Annotated in this window: 17 protein-coding genes; 10 read left to right on the forward strand and 7 right to left on the reverse strand. The window is 61.1% G+C overall.

The genetic code is table 11. From position 1 onward, the window contains the following. The first annotated feature begins 8 nt into the window (after window positions 1-8). Genes LMH93_RS20740 through LMH93_RS20755 form a run of 4 tightly spaced genes read left to right on the forward strand, consistent with a single transcriptional unit; the run spans window position 9 to window position 3,279 of the window. Window positions 9-836, forward strand: a complete 828-nt coding sequence (locus LMH93_RS20740; protein WP_012053417.1) for an ABC transporter permease — start codon at window positions 9-11, stop codon at window positions 834-836. Further along, complete coding sequence (locus tag LMH93_RS20745; RefSeq protein ID WP_003252553.1) at window positions 826-1,620, forward strand: ABC transporter permease; 795 nt, start codon at window positions 826-828, stop codon at window positions 1,618-1,620. The genes LMH93_RS20740 and LMH93_RS20745 overlap by 11 nt, the downstream gene beginning before the upstream one ends. A gap of 1 nt (window position 1,621) precedes the next feature. Next, complete coding sequence (locus LMH93_RS20750; protein WP_054888722.1) at window positions 1,622-2,611, forward strand: ABC transporter ATP-binding protein; 990 nt, start codon at window positions 1,622-1,624, stop codon at window positions 2,609-2,611. A 14-nt stretch (window positions 2,612-2,625) separates the two neighbouring features. Continuing rightward, complete coding sequence (locus tag LMH93_RS20755; RefSeq protein ID WP_230064550.1) at window positions 2,626-3,279, forward strand: HAD family hydrolase; 654 nt, start codon at window positions 2,626-2,628, stop codon at window positions 3,277-3,279. 125 nt (window positions 3,280-3,404) lie between these two features. On the opposite strand, the gene LMH93_RS20760 is transcribed toward LMH93_RS20755, so the two are convergent. After that, window positions 3,405-4,367, reverse strand: a complete 963-nt coding sequence (locus LMH93_RS20760) for an NAD(P)H-quinone oxidoreductase (RefSeq protein WP_003252545.1) — start codon at window positions 4,365-4,367, stop codon at window positions 3,405-3,407. 139 nt (window positions 4,368-4,506) lie between these two features. Here LMH93_RS20760 and LMH93_RS20765 point away from each other — a divergent pair, with 139 nt between their 5' ends. Together LMH93_RS20765 and LMH93_RS20770 are read left to right on the forward strand one after the other, a co-directional pair. Continuing rightward, the gene (locus LMH93_RS20765) at window positions 4,507-6,588 is read left to right on the forward strand and encodes a carboxy terminal-processing peptidase (RefSeq protein WP_003252543.1); all 2,082 of its coding nucleotides are present in this window, start codon (window positions 4,507-4,509) and stop codon (window positions 6,586-6,588) included. A 117-nt stretch (window positions 6,589-6,705) separates the two neighbouring features. Then, complete coding sequence (locus tag LMH93_RS20770) at window positions 6,706-7,779, forward strand: EAL domain-containing protein (RefSeq protein ID WP_230064551.1); 1,074 nt, start codon at window positions 6,706-6,708, stop codon at window positions 7,777-7,779. Window positions 7,780-7,966: 187 nt separating this feature from the next. On the opposite strand, the gene LMH93_RS20775 is transcribed toward LMH93_RS20770, so the two are convergent. From LMH93_RS20775 to pcaQ, 5 genes are all read right to left on the reverse strand, one after another. Further along, entirely contained in the window at window positions 7,967-8,335 is a 369-nt protein-coding gene (locus tag LMH93_RS20775; protein WP_003252539.1) for a hypothetical protein, read from the reverse strand. Further along, window positions 8,332-8,670 (reverse strand): helix-turn-helix domain-containing protein, encoded by a 339-nt coding sequence (locus LMH93_RS20780; protein ID WP_003252538.1) that lies wholly within the window; start codon window positions 8,668-8,670, stop codon window positions 8,332-8,334. The genes LMH93_RS20775 and LMH93_RS20780 overlap by 4 nt, the downstream gene beginning before the upstream one ends. A gap of 114 nt (window positions 8,671-8,784) precedes the next feature. Then, on the reverse strand, window positions 8,785-9,222 hold the full coding sequence (locus LMH93_RS20785) for a YkvA family protein (RefSeq protein ID WP_003252536.1): 438 nt from the start codon (window positions 9,220-9,222) through the stop codon (window positions 8,785-8,787). A gap of 289 nt (window positions 9,223-9,511) precedes the next feature. Next, window positions 9,512-10,264, reverse strand: a complete 753-nt coding sequence (locus LMH93_RS20790) for an FKBP-type peptidyl-prolyl cis-trans isomerase (RefSeq protein ID WP_003252534.1) — start codon at window positions 10,262-10,264, stop codon at window positions 9,512-9,514. Window positions 10,265-10,550: 286 nt separating this feature from the next. Continuing rightward, the gene (pcaQ, locus tag LMH93_RS20795; RefSeq protein ID WP_010952764.1) at window positions 10,551-11,483 is read right to left on the reverse strand and encodes a pca operon transcription factor PcaQ; all 933 of its coding nucleotides are present in this window, start codon (window positions 11,481-11,483) and stop codon (window positions 10,551-10,553) included. A gap of 154 nt (window positions 11,484-11,637) precedes the next feature. Here pcaQ and LMH93_RS20800 point away from each other — a divergent pair, with 154 nt between their 5' ends. The 3 genes from LMH93_RS20800 (at window position 11,638) to LMH93_RS20810 (ending at window position 14,575) form a co-directional block, all read left to right on the forward strand. Further along, window positions 11,638-12,960 carry a hypothetical protein gene (locus LMH93_RS20800; RefSeq protein WP_230064552.1) on the forward strand — a complete coding sequence of 441 codons (1,323 nt, stop codon included), beginning with the start codon at window positions 11,638-11,640 and terminating at the stop codon, window positions 12,958-12,960. 302 nt (window positions 12,961-13,262) lie between these two features. Continuing rightward, window positions 13,263-14,264, forward strand: coding sequence for a hypothetical protein (locus tag LMH93_RS20805; RefSeq protein WP_230064553.1), 1,002 nt, complete (start codon window positions 13,263-13,265; stop codon window positions 14,262-14,264). Beyond that, window positions 14,264-14,575 (forward strand): hypothetical protein, encoded by a 312-nt coding sequence (locus LMH93_RS20810; protein ID WP_230064554.1) that lies wholly within the window; start codon window positions 14,264-14,266, stop codon window positions 14,573-14,575. Before LMH93_RS20805 ends, LMH93_RS20810 begins: the two co-directional genes overlap by 1 nt. A gap of 25 nt (window positions 14,576-14,600) precedes the next feature. Here LMH93_RS20810 and LMH93_RS20815 read toward each other — a convergent pair whose 3' ends face one another. Next, window positions 14,601-15,530 (reverse strand): helix-turn-helix transcriptional regulator, encoded by a 930-nt coding sequence (locus tag LMH93_RS20815; RefSeq protein WP_012053423.1) that lies wholly within the window; start codon window positions 15,528-15,530, stop codon window positions 14,601-14,603. Window positions 15,531-15,825: 295 nt separating this feature from the next. Between LMH93_RS20815 and LMH93_RS20820 the strand changes: the two genes are divergently transcribed. After that, entirely contained in the window at window positions 15,826-17,166 is a 1,341-nt protein-coding gene (locus LMH93_RS20820; RefSeq protein ID WP_021782494.1) for an MFS transporter, read from the forward strand. Window positions 17,167-17,364 lie beyond the last annotated feature (198 nt).

The raw sequence follows: 17,364 nt of genomic DNA on the forward strand, positions 1-17,364 counted from the left end.
ATGGCGGCATGCGTGGCCGCTACCTGGCCCTGCTCTGCCTGCTGCCGTTCGCCGTGTTCTTCGTCATTTTCCAGGTCGCCCCGCTGGCCTGGGTGGCGATCAACAGCCTGCAATCGGAGGCCGGCTGGGGCATCGACAACTTCAGCAAGGTGTTCGCCTCCAAGTTCTACCTGCAGGCGTTGCAACGCAGCCTGGAAATCAGCTTCTGGTCGAGCGTGTTCGGCATCGTCATCGCTACCCTCGGCGCCTACTCGCTGCGCCAGGTGGACTCGAAGCTGCGCGACTTCGTCAGCGCCTTCGCCAACATGACCAGCAACTTTGCCGGCGTACCGCTGGCCTTTGCCTTCATCATCCTGCTTGGCTTCAACGGCGCGCTGACGCTGCTGCTGAAGCAGGTCGGCCTGCTGGAAGACTTCAGTATCTATTCCAAAAGCGGGTTGATCCTGGTGTACACCTACTTCCAGATCCCGCTGGGCGTATTGCTGCTGTACCCCGCCTTCGACGCCCTGCGCGAAGACTGGCGCGAGTCAGCCGCGCTGCTGGGCGCCAACCACTGGCAGTACTGGCGACACATCGGCCTGCCGGTGCTGGCCCCGGCACTGCTGGGCACCTTCGTCATCCTGCTGGCCAACGCCCTCGGCGCCTACGCCACCGTGTACGCACTGACCACCGGCAACTTCAACGTACTGCCAATCCGCATCGCCGGCCTGGTGGCGGGCGACATCAGCCTCGATCCGAACCTGGCCAGCGCCCTGGCGATGGTGCTGGTGGGGCTGATGACGCTGGTCACGGTGGTGCATCAATGGCTGCTGAAAAGGAGCTACCATGCGCGCTGACATCCGCTCCGGCGGCTGGTACCACCGCCTCGTGGTCTACCTGCTGTTCCTGATCCTGCTGCTGCCCCTGGCCGGCACCCTGCTCTACTCGCTGGCCACCAGTTGGTCGGCAAGCCTGCTGCCCAGTGGCCTGACCCTGAAGTGGTATGCGGCGCTATGGAGCGAGCCGCGTTTCCTTGCCGCGTTCGGCCAGTCGCTGCTGGTGTGCGTAGGCGCACTGCTGCTGTCGGTGGTGCTGATCTTGCCACTGCTGTTCGTGGTGCATTACCACTTCCCGCGGCTCGACGCGCTGATGAACATCCTCATCCTGCTGCCATTCGCGGTCCCGCCGGTGGTGTCGTCGGTGGGGCTGCTGCAGCTGTATGGCAGCGGGCCGATGGCCATGGTCGGCACACCGTGGATCCTGATCGGCTGCTACTTCACCATCGCCCTGCCGTTCATGTACCGGGCCATCACCAACAACCTGCAGGCCATCAACCTGCGCGACCTGATGGACGCCGCGCAGCTGCTCGGCGCCAGCACCTGGCAGGCCGCATTGCTGGTGGTGCTGCCGAACCTGCGCCAGGGCCTGATGGTGGCAGTGCTGCTGTCGTTCTCGTTCCTGTTCGGCGAATTCGTGTTTGCCAACCTGCTGGTCGGTACCCGCTACGAGACCCTGCAGGTGTACCTGAACAACATGCGCAACAGCAGCGGCCACTTCAACAGCGCGCTGGTCATCTCCTACTTCGCCTTCGTGCTGGTACTGACCTGGGTCGCCAACCGCCTGAACAAGGACAAGACCTGACATGAGCTTCGTCAGCGTACAGAAACTGCAGAAAAGCTACGCCGGCAGCCCGGTGTTCGAGCGCATCGACTGCCACATCGAACGCGGCGAATTCGTCACCCTGCTCGGCCCGTCCGGCTGCGGCAAGTCCACCCTGCTGCGCTGCATTGCCGGGCTGACCTCGGTGGACAGCGGGCAGATACTGCTCGACGGCCACGACATCGTGCCGCTAAGCCCGCAAAAGCGTGGCATCGGCATGGTGTTCCAGAGCTACGCGCTGTTCCCTAACATGACCGTGGAGCAGAATGTCGCCTTCGGCCTGCGCATGCAGAAGGTCAAGGCCGATGAAAGCCAGCTGCGGGTACGCGAGGTGCTGGAGTTGGTGGAGCTGGGCAAGTTCGCCGGGCGCTACCCGCACCAGCTTTCCGGTGGCCAGTGCCAGCGCGTGGCCCTGGCACGCTCACTGGTCACCCGCCCGCGCCTGCTGCTGCTCGACGAACCGTTGTCGGCGCTGGATGCGCGTATCCGCAAGCACCTGCGCGAGCAGATTCGCGCCATCCAGCGCGAACTGGGGCTGACCACCATATTCGTCACTCACGATCAGGAGGAAGCGCTGACCATGTCCGACCGCATCTTCCTGATGAACCAGGGGCGCATCGTCCAGAGCGGCGATGCCGAAACCCTCTACACCGCCCCCGTGGACCTGTTTGCCGCCGGTTTCATCGGCAATTACAACCTGCTCGACGCCGACAGCGCCAGCCGCCTGCTGCAGCGCCCGGTGGCCAGCCGCCTGGCGATCCGCCCGGAGTCGATCACCCTTGGCGAGCATGGCGAGCTGGACGCCGAGGTGCGCAGCCACAGCCTGCTGGGCAACGTGATCCGCTACCGGGTGCGGGTGCGCGACGTGGAGCTGGTGGTCGATGTGCTCAACCGCTCGCCGGCCGACTTGCATGCGGACGGAAAACGGGTAAGCGTGTCGATCGACCCCACTGCGCTGCGGGAAGTGGCTTAAGGAGACTCAACACAATGGCACTGGCAATTTTCGATCTGGATGAAACCCTGATCCACGGCGACTGCGCATCACTGTGGAGCGAGCAGATGGCCCGGCTGGGCTGGGTCGACGGCAAGGATTTCCTGCGCCGCGACCATGAACTGATGGAAGCCTATGGCAGGGGCCACCTGCAGATGGAGGACTACATGGCCTTCAGCCTGGAGCCGATTGCCGGGCGTACCCTGGAAGAAGTCGAGCACCTGGTGGCACCGTGGGTCGAAGAAGTGATCGAGCCGATCATCTACGGTGACGCCTGCCGCTGCATTGCCAAGCACCGCAAGCGTGGGGATCGCATCCTGATCATTTCCGCTTCGGGTACGCACCTGGTCGGGCCGATTGCCGCGAGACTGGGCGTGGATGAATACCTGGCTATCGAGCTGGAGGCAGTGAACGGGGTGTACACCGGCAAGACCCACGGGGTGCTGACCTATCGTGAGGGCAAGATCACGCGGTTGCTGGAATGGCTGGATCAGGAGCAGGAGAACCTGGAGGGCGCGAGTTTCTATTCCGATTCGAGGAATGACTTGCCGTTGTTGTTGAAAGTGGATCACCCGCATGTGGTGAACCCGGATGCGGTGTTGCGCGAACATGCCGAGATCAATGGGTGGCCGATTCTGAGCTGGAGCTGAAGGTCTTTGTGGGCTGTGCCGGCCCCTTCGCGGGTAAACCCGCTCCTACATCGCATCGCACAGTGTTCACAGTTGTGGCGATCCCAAGGTAGGAGCGGGTTTACCCGCGAAGGGGCCAGGCCTGCTTACACCAGGCTAGGGTCGATCACCATCACCAGCTTGCCCGACACCTGGTTGGTCTCCAGCTCGGCATACGCCGCCTGGGCAAACTCCACCGGGTAGGTATCGACCAGCTGCGGCGACAACCGCCCCTCGGCGAACAGCGGCCATACTTGCTGCTGCAGTTCGCGCAGCAACTCGGCCTTGAAGCCGTCATCACGGTTGCGCAGGGTGGAACCGGTAATTTCCAGACGCTTGCCCAGCACCTGGGCCAGGTCCAGTTCAAACTTGCGTCCGCCCATCAGGCCGATGATTACCCAGCGCCCGTCACGGGCCAGCAGCTTGAGGTTCAGCTCACCGTAGCCAGCGCCTACCGGGTCGAGAATCACATCGAACGGGCCGAAACCTTCCAGCGCGTCCAGGTTCTCGTTACGTACCACACCCCCCGCAGCGCCCAGCGCCTGGCAGTAGGCCAGGCGGTCCTGCGAACCGACGCTGACCCATACCGGGCTGCCGAACGCCTTGCACAGCTGGATGGCGGCCGAGCCAACGCCACTGGCGCCGGCGTGCACCAGCACCTTCTCGCCAGCCTTCACTGCACCGAGCTGGAAGATGTTCAGCCAGGCGGTGGCATACACCTCCGGCAACGCTGCCGCTTCATGCAGGCCAAGGCCCTCGGGAACCGGCAGTACATGACGGGCGTCGACCACCACTTCCTCGGCCATGGCGCCACTGGCCAGCAGGGCGCAAACGCGGTCACCCACGCGCCAGGCGGCGCCAGCCCCCACTTCTTCAACCACCCCGGAACACTCCAGCCCCATGTATGGGCTGGCACCTGGTGGTGGCGGGTACAACCCTTTCATCTGCAGCAGGTCGGCGCGGTTCAGCCCCGCAGCGGCCACGCGAATGCGCACTTGGCCCGCGTCACAGGTCGGGCGTTCGGCCTCGACCCACTCCACATGTCCGTCAACGCCTTGCAATGCCTTCACAGTGCCTCCATAGTTGAATCATGACTGGGCCTGAGGTCGCTTACCTCAGGCCTTTTGCAGTATTTGCCCGGCTCCATGGAACCGGCAACGGAAAAGACGGCCTACTATGCGTGATCAATTGCCTCCACGTCGAATCAGCATGAAGCATTTCCTTCCAAGCACCGCACTGGCTGTGATGATCGGCCTGGGCAGCCTCACGCTCGGCGGCAATGCGGCGGCCGCCAACAAGTGGGACAGCCTGCAGCCCGACCGCGACGAGATCGTCGCCAGCCTCAACGTGGTGGAATTGCTCAAGCGCCACCACTACAGCAAGCCCCCCCTGGACGATGCCCGTTCGGCCATTATCTACGACAGCTACATCAAGCTGCTGGACCCGGCGCGCAGCTACTTCACCGCTGCCGACATTGCCGAATTCGATAAATGGAAAACGCAATTCGACGATTTCCTCAAGAGCGGCAACCTGGACCCGGGCTTCACCATCTACAAACGCTACCTCGACCGCGTCAAGCAACGCCTGGACTTCGCCCTTGCCGAGCTGAACAAGGGCGTGGACAAGATTGACTTCACCACCAACGAAACCTTGCTGATCGATCGCAAGGATGCGCCGTGGATGAAGAACCAGGCCGAGCTCGATGACTTGTGGCGCAAACGCGTGAAAGACGAAGTGCTGCGCCAGAAGATCGCCGGCAAGGAACCCAAGCAGATCCAGGAAACCCTGATCAAGCGCTACAAGAACCAGCTCGCGCGCCTGGACCAGACCCGTGCCGAGGACATCTTCCAGGCCTACATCAACACCTTTGCCCAGTCCTACGACCCACACACCAACTACCTGTCGCCGGACAACGCCGAAAACTTCGACATCAACATGAGCCTGTCGCTCGAAGGCATTGGTGCAGTGCTGCAAAGCGACAACGACCAGGTCAAGATCGTGCGCCTAGTGCCAGCAGGCCCGGCAGCCAAGACCAAGCAGGTGGCCCCGGCTGACAAGATCATCGGCGTGGCCCAGGGCAACAAGGAAATGGTCGACGTGGTGGGCTGGCGCCTGGACGAAGTGGTCAAGCTGATCCGCGGCCCGAAAGGCTCGGTGGTGCGCCTGGAAATCATCCCGGCCAGCAATGCGCCTAGCGACCAGACCAGCAAGATTGTGTCGATCACCCGTGAAGCGGTGAAGCTTGAAGAACAGGCGGCGAAGAAGTCGGTGCTCAAGCTCAAGCAGGACGGGCGTGACTACAAGCTGGGCATCATCGAGATCCCGGCCTTCTACCTGGACTTCAAGGCCTACCGCGCTGGCGACCCGGAGTACAAGAGCACCACGCGTGACGTGAAGAAGCTGCTCACCGAGCTGCAGAAAGAGAAAGTCGACGGCGTGGTCATCGACCTGCGCAACAACGGCGGCGGCTCGCTGCAGGAAGCCACCGAGCTGACCAGCCTGTTCATCGAGAAAGGCCCGACCGTGCTGGTACGCAACAGCGATGGCCGCGTCGACGTGCTGGAAGACGAAAACCCGGGGGCCTTCTACAAGGGCCCGCTGGCACTGCTGGTCAACCGCCTGTCGGCCTCGGCATCGGAGATCTTCGCCGGTGCCATGCAGGACTACCACCGCGCGCTGATCATCGGTGGCCAGACCTTCGGCAAAGGCACCGTGCAGACCATCCAGCCGCTCAACCATGGCGAGCTGAAGCTGACCCTGGCCAAGTTCTACCGGGTTTCCGGGCAGAGTACCCAGCATCAGGGGGTGCTGCCGGACATCGACTACCCCTCGATCATCGACACCAAGGAAATCGGCGAGAGCGCCCTGCCAGAGGCCATGCCGTGGGACACCATCCGCCCGGTGGTCAAGCCTGCGGCCGATCCGTTCAGGCCGTTCCTGGCCCAGCTCAAGGCGCAACATGAGGCGCGCAGCGACAAGGATGCCGAGTTCACCTACATCCGCGACCGCCTGGCCCTCACCCAGAAGCTGATGAACGAAAAAACCGTCAGCCTCAACGAGCAGGAACGCCGTGCACGCCACGACAGCATCGAGGCCAAGCAACTGGCGCTGGAAAACACCCGCCGCAAGGCCAAGGGTGAAGAGCCGCTGAAAGAGCTGAAGAAAGAGGACGAAGATGCACTGCCGGTCGAGGATGAAAACACCAAGCCGGAAGACGACGCTTACCTCGCAGAAACCGGTCGCATCCTGATCGACTACCTCAGTGCCAGCACCAAGGTGGCCAAGAAGTAAGGCACCTCAGCAAGGATGGCAGAATAATGCGACCTGTCATCAAACAGTCATCGCGCTGTCGTGAAATATGAGGGCCGGGCATGCAGATGCCCGGCCCTCATTTTTCAGGAATCCATCATGACCGTTGCCGAACAGCTCAGTGCCTTGAGTGCCATCCTGGCTCAACGCCGTATTCACAGTCTGTTCCAGCCAATCATGTGCCTGAGTGAACATAGGGTGTTTGGCCATGAGGCGCTGAGCCGTGGCCCATCCAATAGCCCGCTGCATGCGCCGCTCAACCTGTTCACCATCGCCCGCCAGGCCGGCCGCCTGACCGAGTTGGAAGCCGCTTGCCGAGAAAGCGCCTGCCGACGCTTCAGCGAGCAGCAACTGCAGGGCAAACTGTTTCTCAACATCTCACCCGAATCGCTGCTGGAGCCGCACTACCCCTCTGGCCTGACCCTGAAACTGCTCGAACAGGTTGGCCTGCCGCCCAACCGGGTGGTGATCGAGTTGACCGAGCACACGCCCACCGACGACTTCCAGCTGCTGTCCAATGCCCTGCACCACTATCGCGACATGGGCTTCTCGATTGCCCTCGACGACCTGGGCGCGGGCTATTCCAGCCTGCGCCTGTGGTCGGAGCTGCGCCCCGAATACGTGAAGATCGACCGGCACTTCATCGACGGCATCCACCGTGACCCGCTCAAGCGCGAGTTTGTAGGCTCTATCTTGCAGATCGCCCGGGCATCGAAGGCACAGGTGATTGCCGAGGGCATCGAGCTGGCGGAAGAGCTGGCGGTGCTGGTGGAGATGGGCGTGGACCTGGTGCAGGGTTATTTGCTAGGGCGGCCACAGGAGATGGGGGTACGCGACAGCGGGCTTTTACCAGCACTGACGCAGGTGCCACTGGCTGAACAACCGACAGTGCACTTGAATGCCACGATCGGGCAGCTGCTGGAGCTGTTTGGCCGATACCAGCACCTGGAGGCATTGGAAGTGGTGGATGCCGATGGCAGGGGGTGCGGGTTGATTCACAGGGATGCGCTGCCTGTGCCGGCCTCTTCGCGGGTGAACCCGCTCCTACAACACCGACAGGTGTCCACCCTCGATCAGGCGTGTAGGAGCGGGTTTACCCGCGAATACGGTAGCGGCAGCAACGGTGAACGGCGGGTGGAGATTGGCCAGCAGGCCCGGCCCTTTCGCGGGTGAACCCGCTCCTACGACGGCCTGAATCCGACCCCAGATGCGTGTCCACCACCGATCTGCGTAGGAGCGGGTTTACCCGCGAATACGGTAGCGGCGACAACGTTGAACGGCGGGTGGAAATTGGCCAGCAGGCCCTGCCCTTTCGCTCAGGGTCAACACCTGTAGCGAACAGGCTGGAATGGGTAACGCTTCAGGCCGTTTCGGGATAGCTGTACTCGAACACCCGAACCACCTCAGAAGCATGCCACGAGGCAGCCTCCATGCCATCGACCGGCCCGGTAAACCGCCCCAGGCGCTCGACACACTCAAAGAAGCCAGTTCGCGGCAAACGGCTGGCGCCTTGGCTGATCACCAGCGAACTGCGCAATGGCTGCTCGGCACGGGCATCCAGTACCGCCAGGTATTCCAGCGCGGCAGTCAGCGTCTGCATGGCCGGGCTGGGTAGCTGCAAGCGCTCGATCAGCGCTCGGTATGTCAGCAAGTGACGTTGACGACGGGCCAGGTCAAGCTCGCCCAGCAGGTTATCCCAGTGCTGACGGCTGATCCTGACCTGGCTCATGATGGCTCGCTCCAGCCAGCCACCCCCAGATGCCAGGCCAGGGCACGGCGGATGGCAGCATCTGGCTGGCGTTCACCCGATTCGATCATGGCCAGATACGCCGGGCTCACCCCGACATTGCGCGCCAGTTGCTCCGGGGCAATGCCCTTGGCCTGGCGAATCTGCGCGACTTCGCTGAAGGCTGGCAGGGGCGCACTGGCAGCAACGCCCTGCGCCTCACTGGAAACCGCCTCGGCAGGTGCCTGCCCTGCCGCGCGGAGCAACGCCTGGTATTGCTCCCAGGGAACGACGGCGTACTCGGGCTGACCGTCCCGGCTGATGACCTGAATACCCATTACAAACCCCTTTAAAAAGGATTACAGCATGTAATCCGTAGGCATAACCCTTATGCCAATTATATTACCAACTCCGAGGTCTGTGCAGTTGAGGTGAGATTCAGGCCGGTTTCATTACCTGTTGCGCTCCAGCCGCAGCGCTTCCGGGGTAGCCGGCAGGCGCTCGACCACGCGTAGCCGCTCGGGTGCCTGGCTATCGCGCCAGGCCTTGAAGCGCGCCAATTCGTCGGCCACGGTTTTCAGCACCCAGCCCAAGACCGCGATGTCATCGAGGAAACCCACCCCCAGCAACCAGTCCGGGATGGCATCGATGGGGCTGACGAAATACAGCAGGCCCGCCACGACAGTGACCAGTGCCTTGGGGCTGATGGCGCGGTACTCCCCCCTCCACCAGGCCAGGCACAGCGACTGCAGCAGCTTCACATCTTCACGCAGTTGGCCGAGGCGCGGGCCTTTGCGCGCCACCGCAAACAACAAGGCCGGCAAACGACCGCGGCTGAGCAGGCGCTCGGCCAATGGCAGGAAACGGGCAAAATTCCAGGGTGCGCTCATGGAGCCTCCGAGAGGAAAAGGTTATCCACATTTATTGTGGATAACCTTGTGAACAGGGCGACGTTTCCGACCCCAGGTGCCTGCCAGGCAAGGGGCCCGGTCAGATCGGGCGTTTTTTACACAGTCGTTTCACGCCATGACTACCTGCGCCGCAAACGATTTGCGTCAGAAACATCCTACTTCTTCACGCTGCATTTCCTCGGACAGTATCAGCTGTTGCAGGTTCGTCCAATCGGCACAAACGAAAACGCCCCAACAATGTGGGGCGTTTTCCGACAACCAGCCAATGTTACTGGGCAGGTGCTTCTTCAGGGGCTTCGGCCTGCGGCTCGGCACCTTGCAACTGGGCCGGATCCTTGATGGCGATCAGTTCCAGGTCGAACACCAGTACCGAGTTGGCCGGGATCAGCGGGCTTGGGCTTTGTGCGCCATAGGCCAGTTCAGCCGGGATGAACAACTTGTACTTCTCGCCGACGTGCATCAACTGCAAACCTTCGACCCAACCTGGGATCACACCGCTGACCGGCAGGTCGATCGGGCTGCCACGCTCGACGGAGCTGTCGAATACCTTGCCATCGATCAGCTTGCCTTCGTAGTGGACAGTGACCACGTCAGTCGGTTTGGGCTGCGGGCCGTCGGCCTTCTTGACCACTTCGTACTGCAGGCCCGAGGCCGTGGTGACCACGCCTGGCTTCTTGGCGTTTTCTTCCAGGAATTTCTTGCCGGCGGAGGCGGCTTCTTCGCTGGCCTTGGCAAGGCGCTCCTCGGCGCGTTTCTGCAATGCGGTGAAGGCCTCTACCAGCTCTTCGTCCTTGATGCGTTGTTCTTTCTTGCTAACGGCGTCTTCGATGCCGAGGGCGACTGCTTTCGAATCAAGGTCTTCCATGCCTTCCTGAGCCAGGCTCTTGCCCATGTTCAGGCCGATACCGTAGGAGGCTTTCTGCGCCGGAGTCTTCAGCTCGGGGCTGCTGGCTTGTTGATCGCAGCCAGCCAGTACCAGGCCTACCAGGGCAACCGCAGCCGCCAAACGATGCTGTTTCATGCTATTTCCTTGTTCATGCGCCATGAGGGCAATCAGGGTAAAGCCGCGAGCTTATCAGGCGGCCATGACCAATGGCTACCGGCATAGGAGCGGGTTTTCGTAAGGAAGTTCAGTCATTAAAAGCTTCTTCATCGAAGCTTTACAGCCATTGGCCAGTATTGACCCTTTGTGCCGGGTTTGCCGGGCTTTTGTGGCTTTTTATTTCTGCAGGTTCTGAGGTCGGAAACATCGGGGTGATCGGCGCTTTTCACAGGGGCTAAAACAGGTCAGGGAGCCCCCGAAAACCTCAAGGATACCGACCCTCTCGATATTCCCCCGCCACCTCCCGCAGCACCTCTCCCACCCACTGGCCCGGCAAACTCAACGGCAAGGCGGCATTGCGGCAAATCCCCACCGACCCTCCCGGCTCGCGCACCCCCAGGTCAAGCTCGACCAGTTCGCCACGGCGCAGGTCGAGCAGCACGGCATCACGCGGCGCCACCCACAGGCCATCGCTGCCCAGCAGGTAGCGCCGGCTCAGGGCAAGCGACAGGGTTTCCAGGCGCTGCGCCGGCATCTGGATGCCGCATTGCACGAACAGGCTGTCGGCGTGCTGGCGGATGGTGGTGCCAGCGGGTGGCAGCACCAGCGGGTAACGCCCCACCTGCCCCCGCTCCACGGGCGTGCTGGCCAGCAGCGGGTGACCCGGGCGCACCACCAGGCTCATCGACTCGCTGTACAGGTGCTCGAACGACAACCCCTGGATTTGCGGACTGTCGGTCATGCGCCCCACCACCAGTTCCAGCTCCCCCAGGTGAAGCTGGCCAAGCAACTGCGCGCTGACCCCGGTGACCACGCTGATCACCAGCGCTTCATGGCGCTGATGCAGGCGGCACAGCACCTCAGGCATGAGCAGGCCTTCGACCGTGGACAGCACGCCGATGCGCACCTGCGACGGCGCCCGCGCTTCACCGCGAAGGCTGCTGACGCCATCGCGCAGCGCCTGCACGCTGGGCCCGGCGTAACGCATGAAGCGGGTGCCGGCCGGGGTCAGCTCGACACCCTGGCGGCTGCGCTCGAACAGGCGCGCCTCGAGCAGGTCCTCAAGCTCCTTGAGGGTCTTGGAAATCGCCGGCTGGCTGATCGACAGGATATCGGCCGCCCTGGCCAGGCTGCCCTGCCGGGCAATCTCCAGGAAGCACAGCAGGTGGCGGTATTTGATGCGGGTGTCGAGGTTCATGGCAGCAAGCTTACCGCATCGCTACCTGCGGCGTATCCAGGTCTGCCGCCCCGTGCTCCCCGTTGCAGCCCAAACTCCAGGACCGGATCGTTATCCATCGACCACCAACGCCTATCATTTTTGCCAGTACCCACAACCATCCGGATCGCATTAAATGAGATCGCAAAAACCACTTCCCCAAGTGACAGGTCATATCATGCATCCAAATATGGTTTTTTTTGCCCAGACTCAACACACCCCCCGTGATTACCAAGGCGAGAGTCAGGAACTCAAGGCGCCCATTGACGTAACCTATGCCGACAAAGGGCACCTTCACATCGGCGAGCCTATCGCGGATCCTAGAAACGCGGTTTCGCAAATCCTGGCAAGCAACTACTATCCCGAGCGATTTTACTTGAGAGGCGTCCACAACGGCACGAAACCTTTCATTGCGCGCACCTTGAAAGATGGCGAGCTGGATACGTCTTTCAACAAAACAGGTCTTGTCTATCTGACTGACCTGAGCACAGTTTTTGATTATCATAGTTTCTCTCATATGGCCGAGGATGCGGAGGGTCACATCCTGCTCACTATGATTGATCGAACCCAAGGCTTCACCCACCTGTGGAAGCTTAAGCCAAACGGAAAGCCAGATACTGATTTCGGCAGCAACAACGGCTACATCATCCTAAATAATTTTTTCAATTTTAAAGATATCACGCTCTACCAATTCACCACTTACAAGAACGACTATATCTTCTCAGGTTCCCTTGAAAACGCTCCCATCCTTTTCGTGCTCACCCATGAAGGTGTCCCACGCCAGAGCTTTGGTAAGCTAGGCATCCTCAAGATGCAAGATCTTATTCCGGACCTCCGTTATGTCATTGGGGCGCCTAAGATGCTGGAGGTTGGTGAGAAGGTGCGCATCATCATCTACACGCGCTATTTCAACGATTCGTCGAGCATAAACGGAATCGCAGCACTGACATTGTCCGGAGCGCTCGACCAGCGCTTCGCTGACAACGGGGTCTATTGGTCAAAGCCTGGCATTATCATTTATGATTTCACGCTAAATAACGCCAGTCAGCGCATCACCGTCCACGGCCAGGTGTGGTCCGAAGGGACCAGTACTCCCATGATCTATCGGCTAGACTACACAGGAAAACCTGCTAAAGAATTCAACGAGGGTCGTGTCGTATTATTCCCCATTGAGGGTGGCTGGGACTATATGACAGAGGCCGATGGAAAACTGGTAGGTTATGGTTCATTTCTCGATCGCGGCATGGCGGTGCGTTACCGTCTGGACGGCCAACTTGATACTACATTCGTGCCGCCGAATGGTTACGGTGTTTTTACGGCAATCGGGTCGCAACCAGGATTCTATGGTAACAGCCATTCCGCGACGGTAATGCCAGAAAGCCAACGCCTACTCGTAGCGGGGCGGGAAATACAGACGGGTTCCACCCCTTGTGTCATTGCCGTCTCATTGAAGCAATAAAAATGAGACTAACTGGCACTTCACCAGAGACTGCATGAAAGTCTTAAGACGAAGTTCAGGCAATGCGAAAACAGCCAAGGAAGCGGAGTTTACGGGCTGTAAACCGACATCCCGAGGCTGTTTTCAACGCAGCATCAACGCGTATCAAGACTTAAGTGCTCGACAGGATATCGGCCGCCCCGGCCAGGCTGCCCTGCATGTCCAGATCGTTGACGCACCTGTCACTTCTGCCAGTAGCCGATCCTACCGAAACATCGCTCAATAGGCGTTCAGCGGTTTTATTGTGAATGGAGCTCAACGCCATGATCCGAGTCAAGAATCACTTCCCTTCAATCCATTCAGCGCACCCGTATCGCAAGGCTGTTCAGCAGCAACCCAAGGCCCCCATCGATACCCGCTATGGCGACAACGGCCATGGCCACTTCACCAAAAGCGACCCGGGCACCTTAGGGGCAGCGACCAGCGTGCTGAGGAGCAAAGTGCGGCCGGGCCGTTTCTACGTGACTGGCCAGAAAGCCGATCCCGATGGGCTACACAGTGTTTTCATTGCCTGCCTGGACGCAAGTGGAAAGCTTGACATCACGTTCATTGGCAGCGGCATGGTCGACTTCAACACGTTGTCCACGGGTTTCTATCTGGACGCCAATGCGGTAGCGGAAGACATGTCGGGCAATCTGCTGGTGACTGTGGCGCCTCATGAGCAATCAACCACTCACTTGTGGAAGCTGACAGCCCAAGGCGAAGCCGATCCGAGCTTTGGTCAAGGGAAGGGCTATATCGACAGTCGCGCTTTGTTCGGTGTGGATCTGCTGCTGGAGAGGCTGGCCTGCCACCAGGAAGGGGTGGTGGCGACTGCGGTCAGATACGAAGCGGGGGGGCTCAAAGCAGTGGTTGTCGCCCTGGACGCTCACGGTGGAAAGGACCACGGTTTCGGTGAAGATGGGCTGCTGGCCTTGAGCACTCTAATTCCCGAAAGTTCATCGCACGCGCTTGACGGCATTGCCGTTATATCCCCAGCCGCCGGCGTGCAGCGCATCGTGATATCGACTACGTTGCGACGCGGTCCGGACTGGTATGGAGTAACCAGTGGCCTGTCGCTGGCGGGGGTACTTGATGACGCATTCGGCGAGGGGGGTCACCACTGGTCAGACGCGTGGATTCTCAATAACGGCTTTTCCATAGAGGACAGCAGCAAACGCATCACGTTATGCACTACTCGGAAGACGACGATAGCGGCAAACCGACCCTCTACCGGTTGGATTATGAAGGTAGGCCTGCTCTTGAGTTCAATCAGGGCCAGGTAGTGCGTTTTCACATCGACGGCGGGTGGAGCCATATTGAAGAAGCCGAGGGTGGCCTGATCGGTTACGGTGGTTTCTATGCCTTCAACATGGCGGTGCGCTACCACTCAAGCGGTCAACTTGACACTCGCTTTGCCCCCCCATATGGCTACGGTCAGTTTGGAGCGTTTTCGGGGGAATTTGGCTTCATCACTCACACCGACTCGATGGTAATCGATACCGACAACCAGCGCATGCTGGTGAGCGGGCAAGACGTACAGCAGGGCTACCGACTCCCCTGCCTGCTCGCCCTCTCTCTGAGACCGGTCCAGTAGTACGCCACGGCAGAAGCGGGCAGGCTTAAAGCATTGCCGCCTGCGGCGTATCCGGGTCGCGTTGCTGGCGTCGGAACTGGCCAGGTGGCAGGCCGTGGATCTGGCGGAAACGTCGAGAGAAGTAGGCTTCGTCCGCAAAGCCACAAAGCCGCGCCACCTCGCCCACTGGGCGGCTGCCGTTGAGCAGGTAGTTGCGTGCGGCGTGCATGCGCCGCTCCAGCACCAGCTCGCTGAAGGTCTTGCCGATTTCCTTGCGCAGCCAGTGGGTCAGGTAGGTCGGCGACAGGTAGGTGGCGGCAGCGACTTTCTGCAGGTTCAGGTCGGGGTCGTCGATATGCCGGCGCAGGTAGTCGCTCATGCGGCCCAGCGCAGCACGGCGGCTGAGCTGGGCAGCGTTGCTGTCGGCCAGTTCGCGCAGCGGCTCGGCATACAGGCCACAGACCTGGCCGATCAGCTGCAGCAACAGGCCTTTGAGGATTTCGCGGGTGCCGAAACGGCGGTTGGCATCCAGCGCACGCATGCGCTCGAGGGTTTGCCGTACCTCGGCAAAGTCCGGCTCACTCAGGTAGAAGTCGAGATGCTCCTGAAAGCGGAACGGCGACAGCTCCGGCGCCTGCAGGATCGACACTTCCTCCAGGTCCATCGGGTCGCAGGCCAGGTGCGGCAGCAGGAACGTCTGGGAGAAATTGATCACCACGAAGTCGCTGTCCTCCGGATGCGGGATCACATGCACCCGGTGCGGCAGGATGAAGGCCAGGGTGTTGCGTCTGAATGGGCGTTGCACGCTGCCGATGTGTTGCACCGTGTCGCCGCCGAGATTGACCTGGATCTGGAAGTACTCATGACGATGCGGCGCGGTCTCGGCGGGACGCCCGCGCTGGTCGCGGATGTAGAAATCCATCAGCTCGCTGCGCTGCTGCATGACATAGGTCGGAACCTCGCGCTTGGGGGGCATGGGCAATCTCCGGGATACAGGCGCTTTAAGTTGTACGACGTCCAAACTCTGCAATTTAACCCCTTATGCAAAAACCTGCGCAACCGCAAATCCACGCAGCCCTCTGAGAATGCGCTATTCAACCAATATTTCAGGCGAAACCCCGGCTGAGAAATTTCTTGGACAGCACAGCACTGCCCCGCCTCCAATGAAAAAAACGGTCTAAATACCCCGTTGCATTCACCGCGTTGTACGACCACCTTAGAAAAGGGACTGCAGCCCAACCTCTACCAACAACAACAAACGAGGTCGACTCATGTCGAGCACGCCTACCCCCCGCGCCGCGTCGTCGTACACGCTGGACGCGGCCCCTGCCCAGCGCCTGCCTACCCGCCGCCGCTGGTTCATGCTGTCGCTGCTGCTGGTGGCGACCATCATCAACTACGTCGACCGGGTGAACATTTCCATCGCCGCGCCGTTCATGGCCAAAGACCTGGGCCTGGACAAGGTCGAGATGGGCCTGATTTTCTCCGCCTTCGCCTGGACCTACGCGTTGGCCCTGGTACCGGCTGGCTTCATTGCTGACCGCTTCGGCTCGCGCCTGACCTATGGCGTGTCGCTGATCAGCTGGTCGGCGGTCACCGTGGCCCAGGGCCTGGCCAGTGGCTTCGCCTCGCTGTTCGGCCTGCGCCTGGCGGTCGGCGCCATGGAGGCCCCGGCCTTCCCGGCCAACAGCCGTGCGGTTACGGTATGGTTCCCCGCCCGCGAGCGCGGCATGGCCAGCAGCATCTACGTATGTGGCCAGTACCTGGGCACCGCGCTGTTCACCGGCGCGCTGCTGTGGCTGGCGACCACCTATGACTGGCGCCACGTGTTCTACAGCACCGGCCTGGTGGGCATCCTGTTCGGCGTCGTGTGGCTGGTGCTGTACCGCGACCCGCTGAACTGCAAGAAGGTCAGCAAGGAGGAACTGGCCTATATCGAGCACGGTGGTGGCCTGGTGAAGAGCAGCCAGCAACGTACCCGCTTCGACTGGCGACAGGTTGCCGAGCTGTTCCGCTATCGCCAGATCTGGGCGATCTGCCTGGGCAAGTTCGCCAGCACTTCGGCGCTGTACTTCTTCCTCACCTGGTTCCCCACCTACCTGATCGAAGAACGCCAGCTGACGCTGATCAAGGTCGGCATCTTCGCGGTCATGCCGTTCATTGGTGCCACGGTCGGCATCCTCCTGGCGGGCATCGTCTCCGACCTGCTGATCCGCAAGGGCTACTCGCTGTCGTTTGCCCGCAAGCTGCCGCTGGTGGTGGGCTCGATGCTGGGGATGTCGATCGTGCTGGTGAACTTCACCGACTCCAATGTGCTGTGCATCGCCGTGCTGACCCTGGCGTTCTTCGCCCAGGGCATCGCCTCGTCGTCGTGGGCTGCCGTCTCGGAAGTGGCGCCAAAGGAGCTGATCGGCCTGACCGGCGGCATTACCAGCCTGGCGGCGAACATCGGCGGCATCGTCACACCGATCGTGATCGGCGCGATCGTGCACGCCAGTGGCTCGTTCGCCATGGCGTTCTGGTTCATCGGTGGTGTGGCGTTGATGGGCACACTGTCTTACTCGTTGCTGCTTGGGAAGCTGTATCGCATCGAGCTGAAGGCTGCGGGCTGAGCCAAGGCGTGTATTGACGGTACCGGCCTCTTCGCGGCTAAAGCCGCTCCTACGGGGGGACGGTATTGCCCCTGGGTTTGACGCTATCCCTGTAGGAGCGGCTTTAGCCGCGAAAGGGCCGGTCCAGGTGCCTTGGATAGTCCAACCCAACCCCGCTTTCGTCCAACTTTGCCGGCCAGCCGCTGGATACGCTGTCCA

The organism is Pseudomonas sp. CIP-10 (assembly GCF_020911845.1).
GTDB classification, from domain to species: Bacteria; Pseudomonadota; Gammaproteobacteria; order Pseudomonadales; family Pseudomonadaceae; genus Aquipseudomonas; species Aquipseudomonas alloputida.

Coding starts and splice junctions, on each gene's coding strand:
- LMH93_RS20740 (WP_012053417.1), top strand. CDS start 9: ATGCGTGGCCGCTACCTGGCCCTGCTCTGCCTGCTGCCGTTCGCCGTG.
- LMH93_RS20745 (WP_003252553.1), top strand. CDS start 826: ATGCGCGCTGACATCCGCTCCGGCGGCTGGTACCACCGCCTCGTGGTC.
- LMH93_RS20750 (WP_054888722.1), top strand. CDS start 1,622: ATGAGCTTCGTCAGCGTACAGAAACTGCAGAAAAGCTACGCCGGCAGC.
- LMH93_RS20755 (WP_230064550.1), top strand. CDS start 2,626: ATGGCACTGGCAATTTTCGATCTGGATGAAACCCTGATCCACGGCGAC.
- LMH93_RS20765 (WP_003252543.1), top strand. CDS start 4,507: ATGAAGCATTTCCTTCCAAGCACCGCACTGGCTGTGATGATCGGCCTG.
- LMH93_RS20770 (WP_230064551.1), top strand. CDS start 6,706: ATGACCGTTGCCGAACAGCTCAGTGCCTTGAGTGCCATCCTGGCTCAA.
- LMH93_RS20775 (WP_003252539.1), bottom strand. CDS start 8,335: ATGAGCCAGGTCAGGATCAGCCGTCAGCACTGGGATAACCTGCTGGGC.
- LMH93_RS20780 (WP_003252538.1), bottom strand. CDS start 8,670: ATGGGTATTCAGGTCATCAGCCGGGACGGTCAGCCCGAGTACGCCGTC.
- LMH93_RS20785 (WP_003252536.1), bottom strand. CDS start 9,222: ATGAGCGCACCCTGGAATTTTGCCCGTTTCCTGCCATTGGCCGAGCGC.
- LMH93_RS20790 (WP_003252534.1), bottom strand. CDS start 10,264: ATGAAACAGCATCGTTTGGCGGCTGCGGTTGCCCTGGTAGGCCTGGTA.
- pcaQ (WP_010952764.1), bottom strand. CDS start 11,483: ATGAACCTCGACACCCGCATCAAATACCGCCACCTGCTGTGCTTCCTG.
- LMH93_RS20800 (WP_230064552.1), top strand. CDS start 11,638: ATGAGATCGCAAAAACCACTTCCCCAAGTGACAGGTCATATCATGCAT.
- LMH93_RS20805 (WP_230064553.1), top strand. CDS start 13,263: ATGATCCGAGTCAAGAATCACTTCCCTTCAATCCATTCAGCGCACCCG.
- LMH93_RS20815 (WP_012053423.1), bottom strand. CDS start 15,530: ATGCCCCCCAAGCGCGAGGTTCCGACCTATGTCATGCAGCAGCGCAGC.
- LMH93_RS20820 (WP_021782494.1), top strand. CDS start 15,826: ATGTCGAGCACGCCTACCCCCCGCGCCGCGTCGTCGTACACGCTGGAC.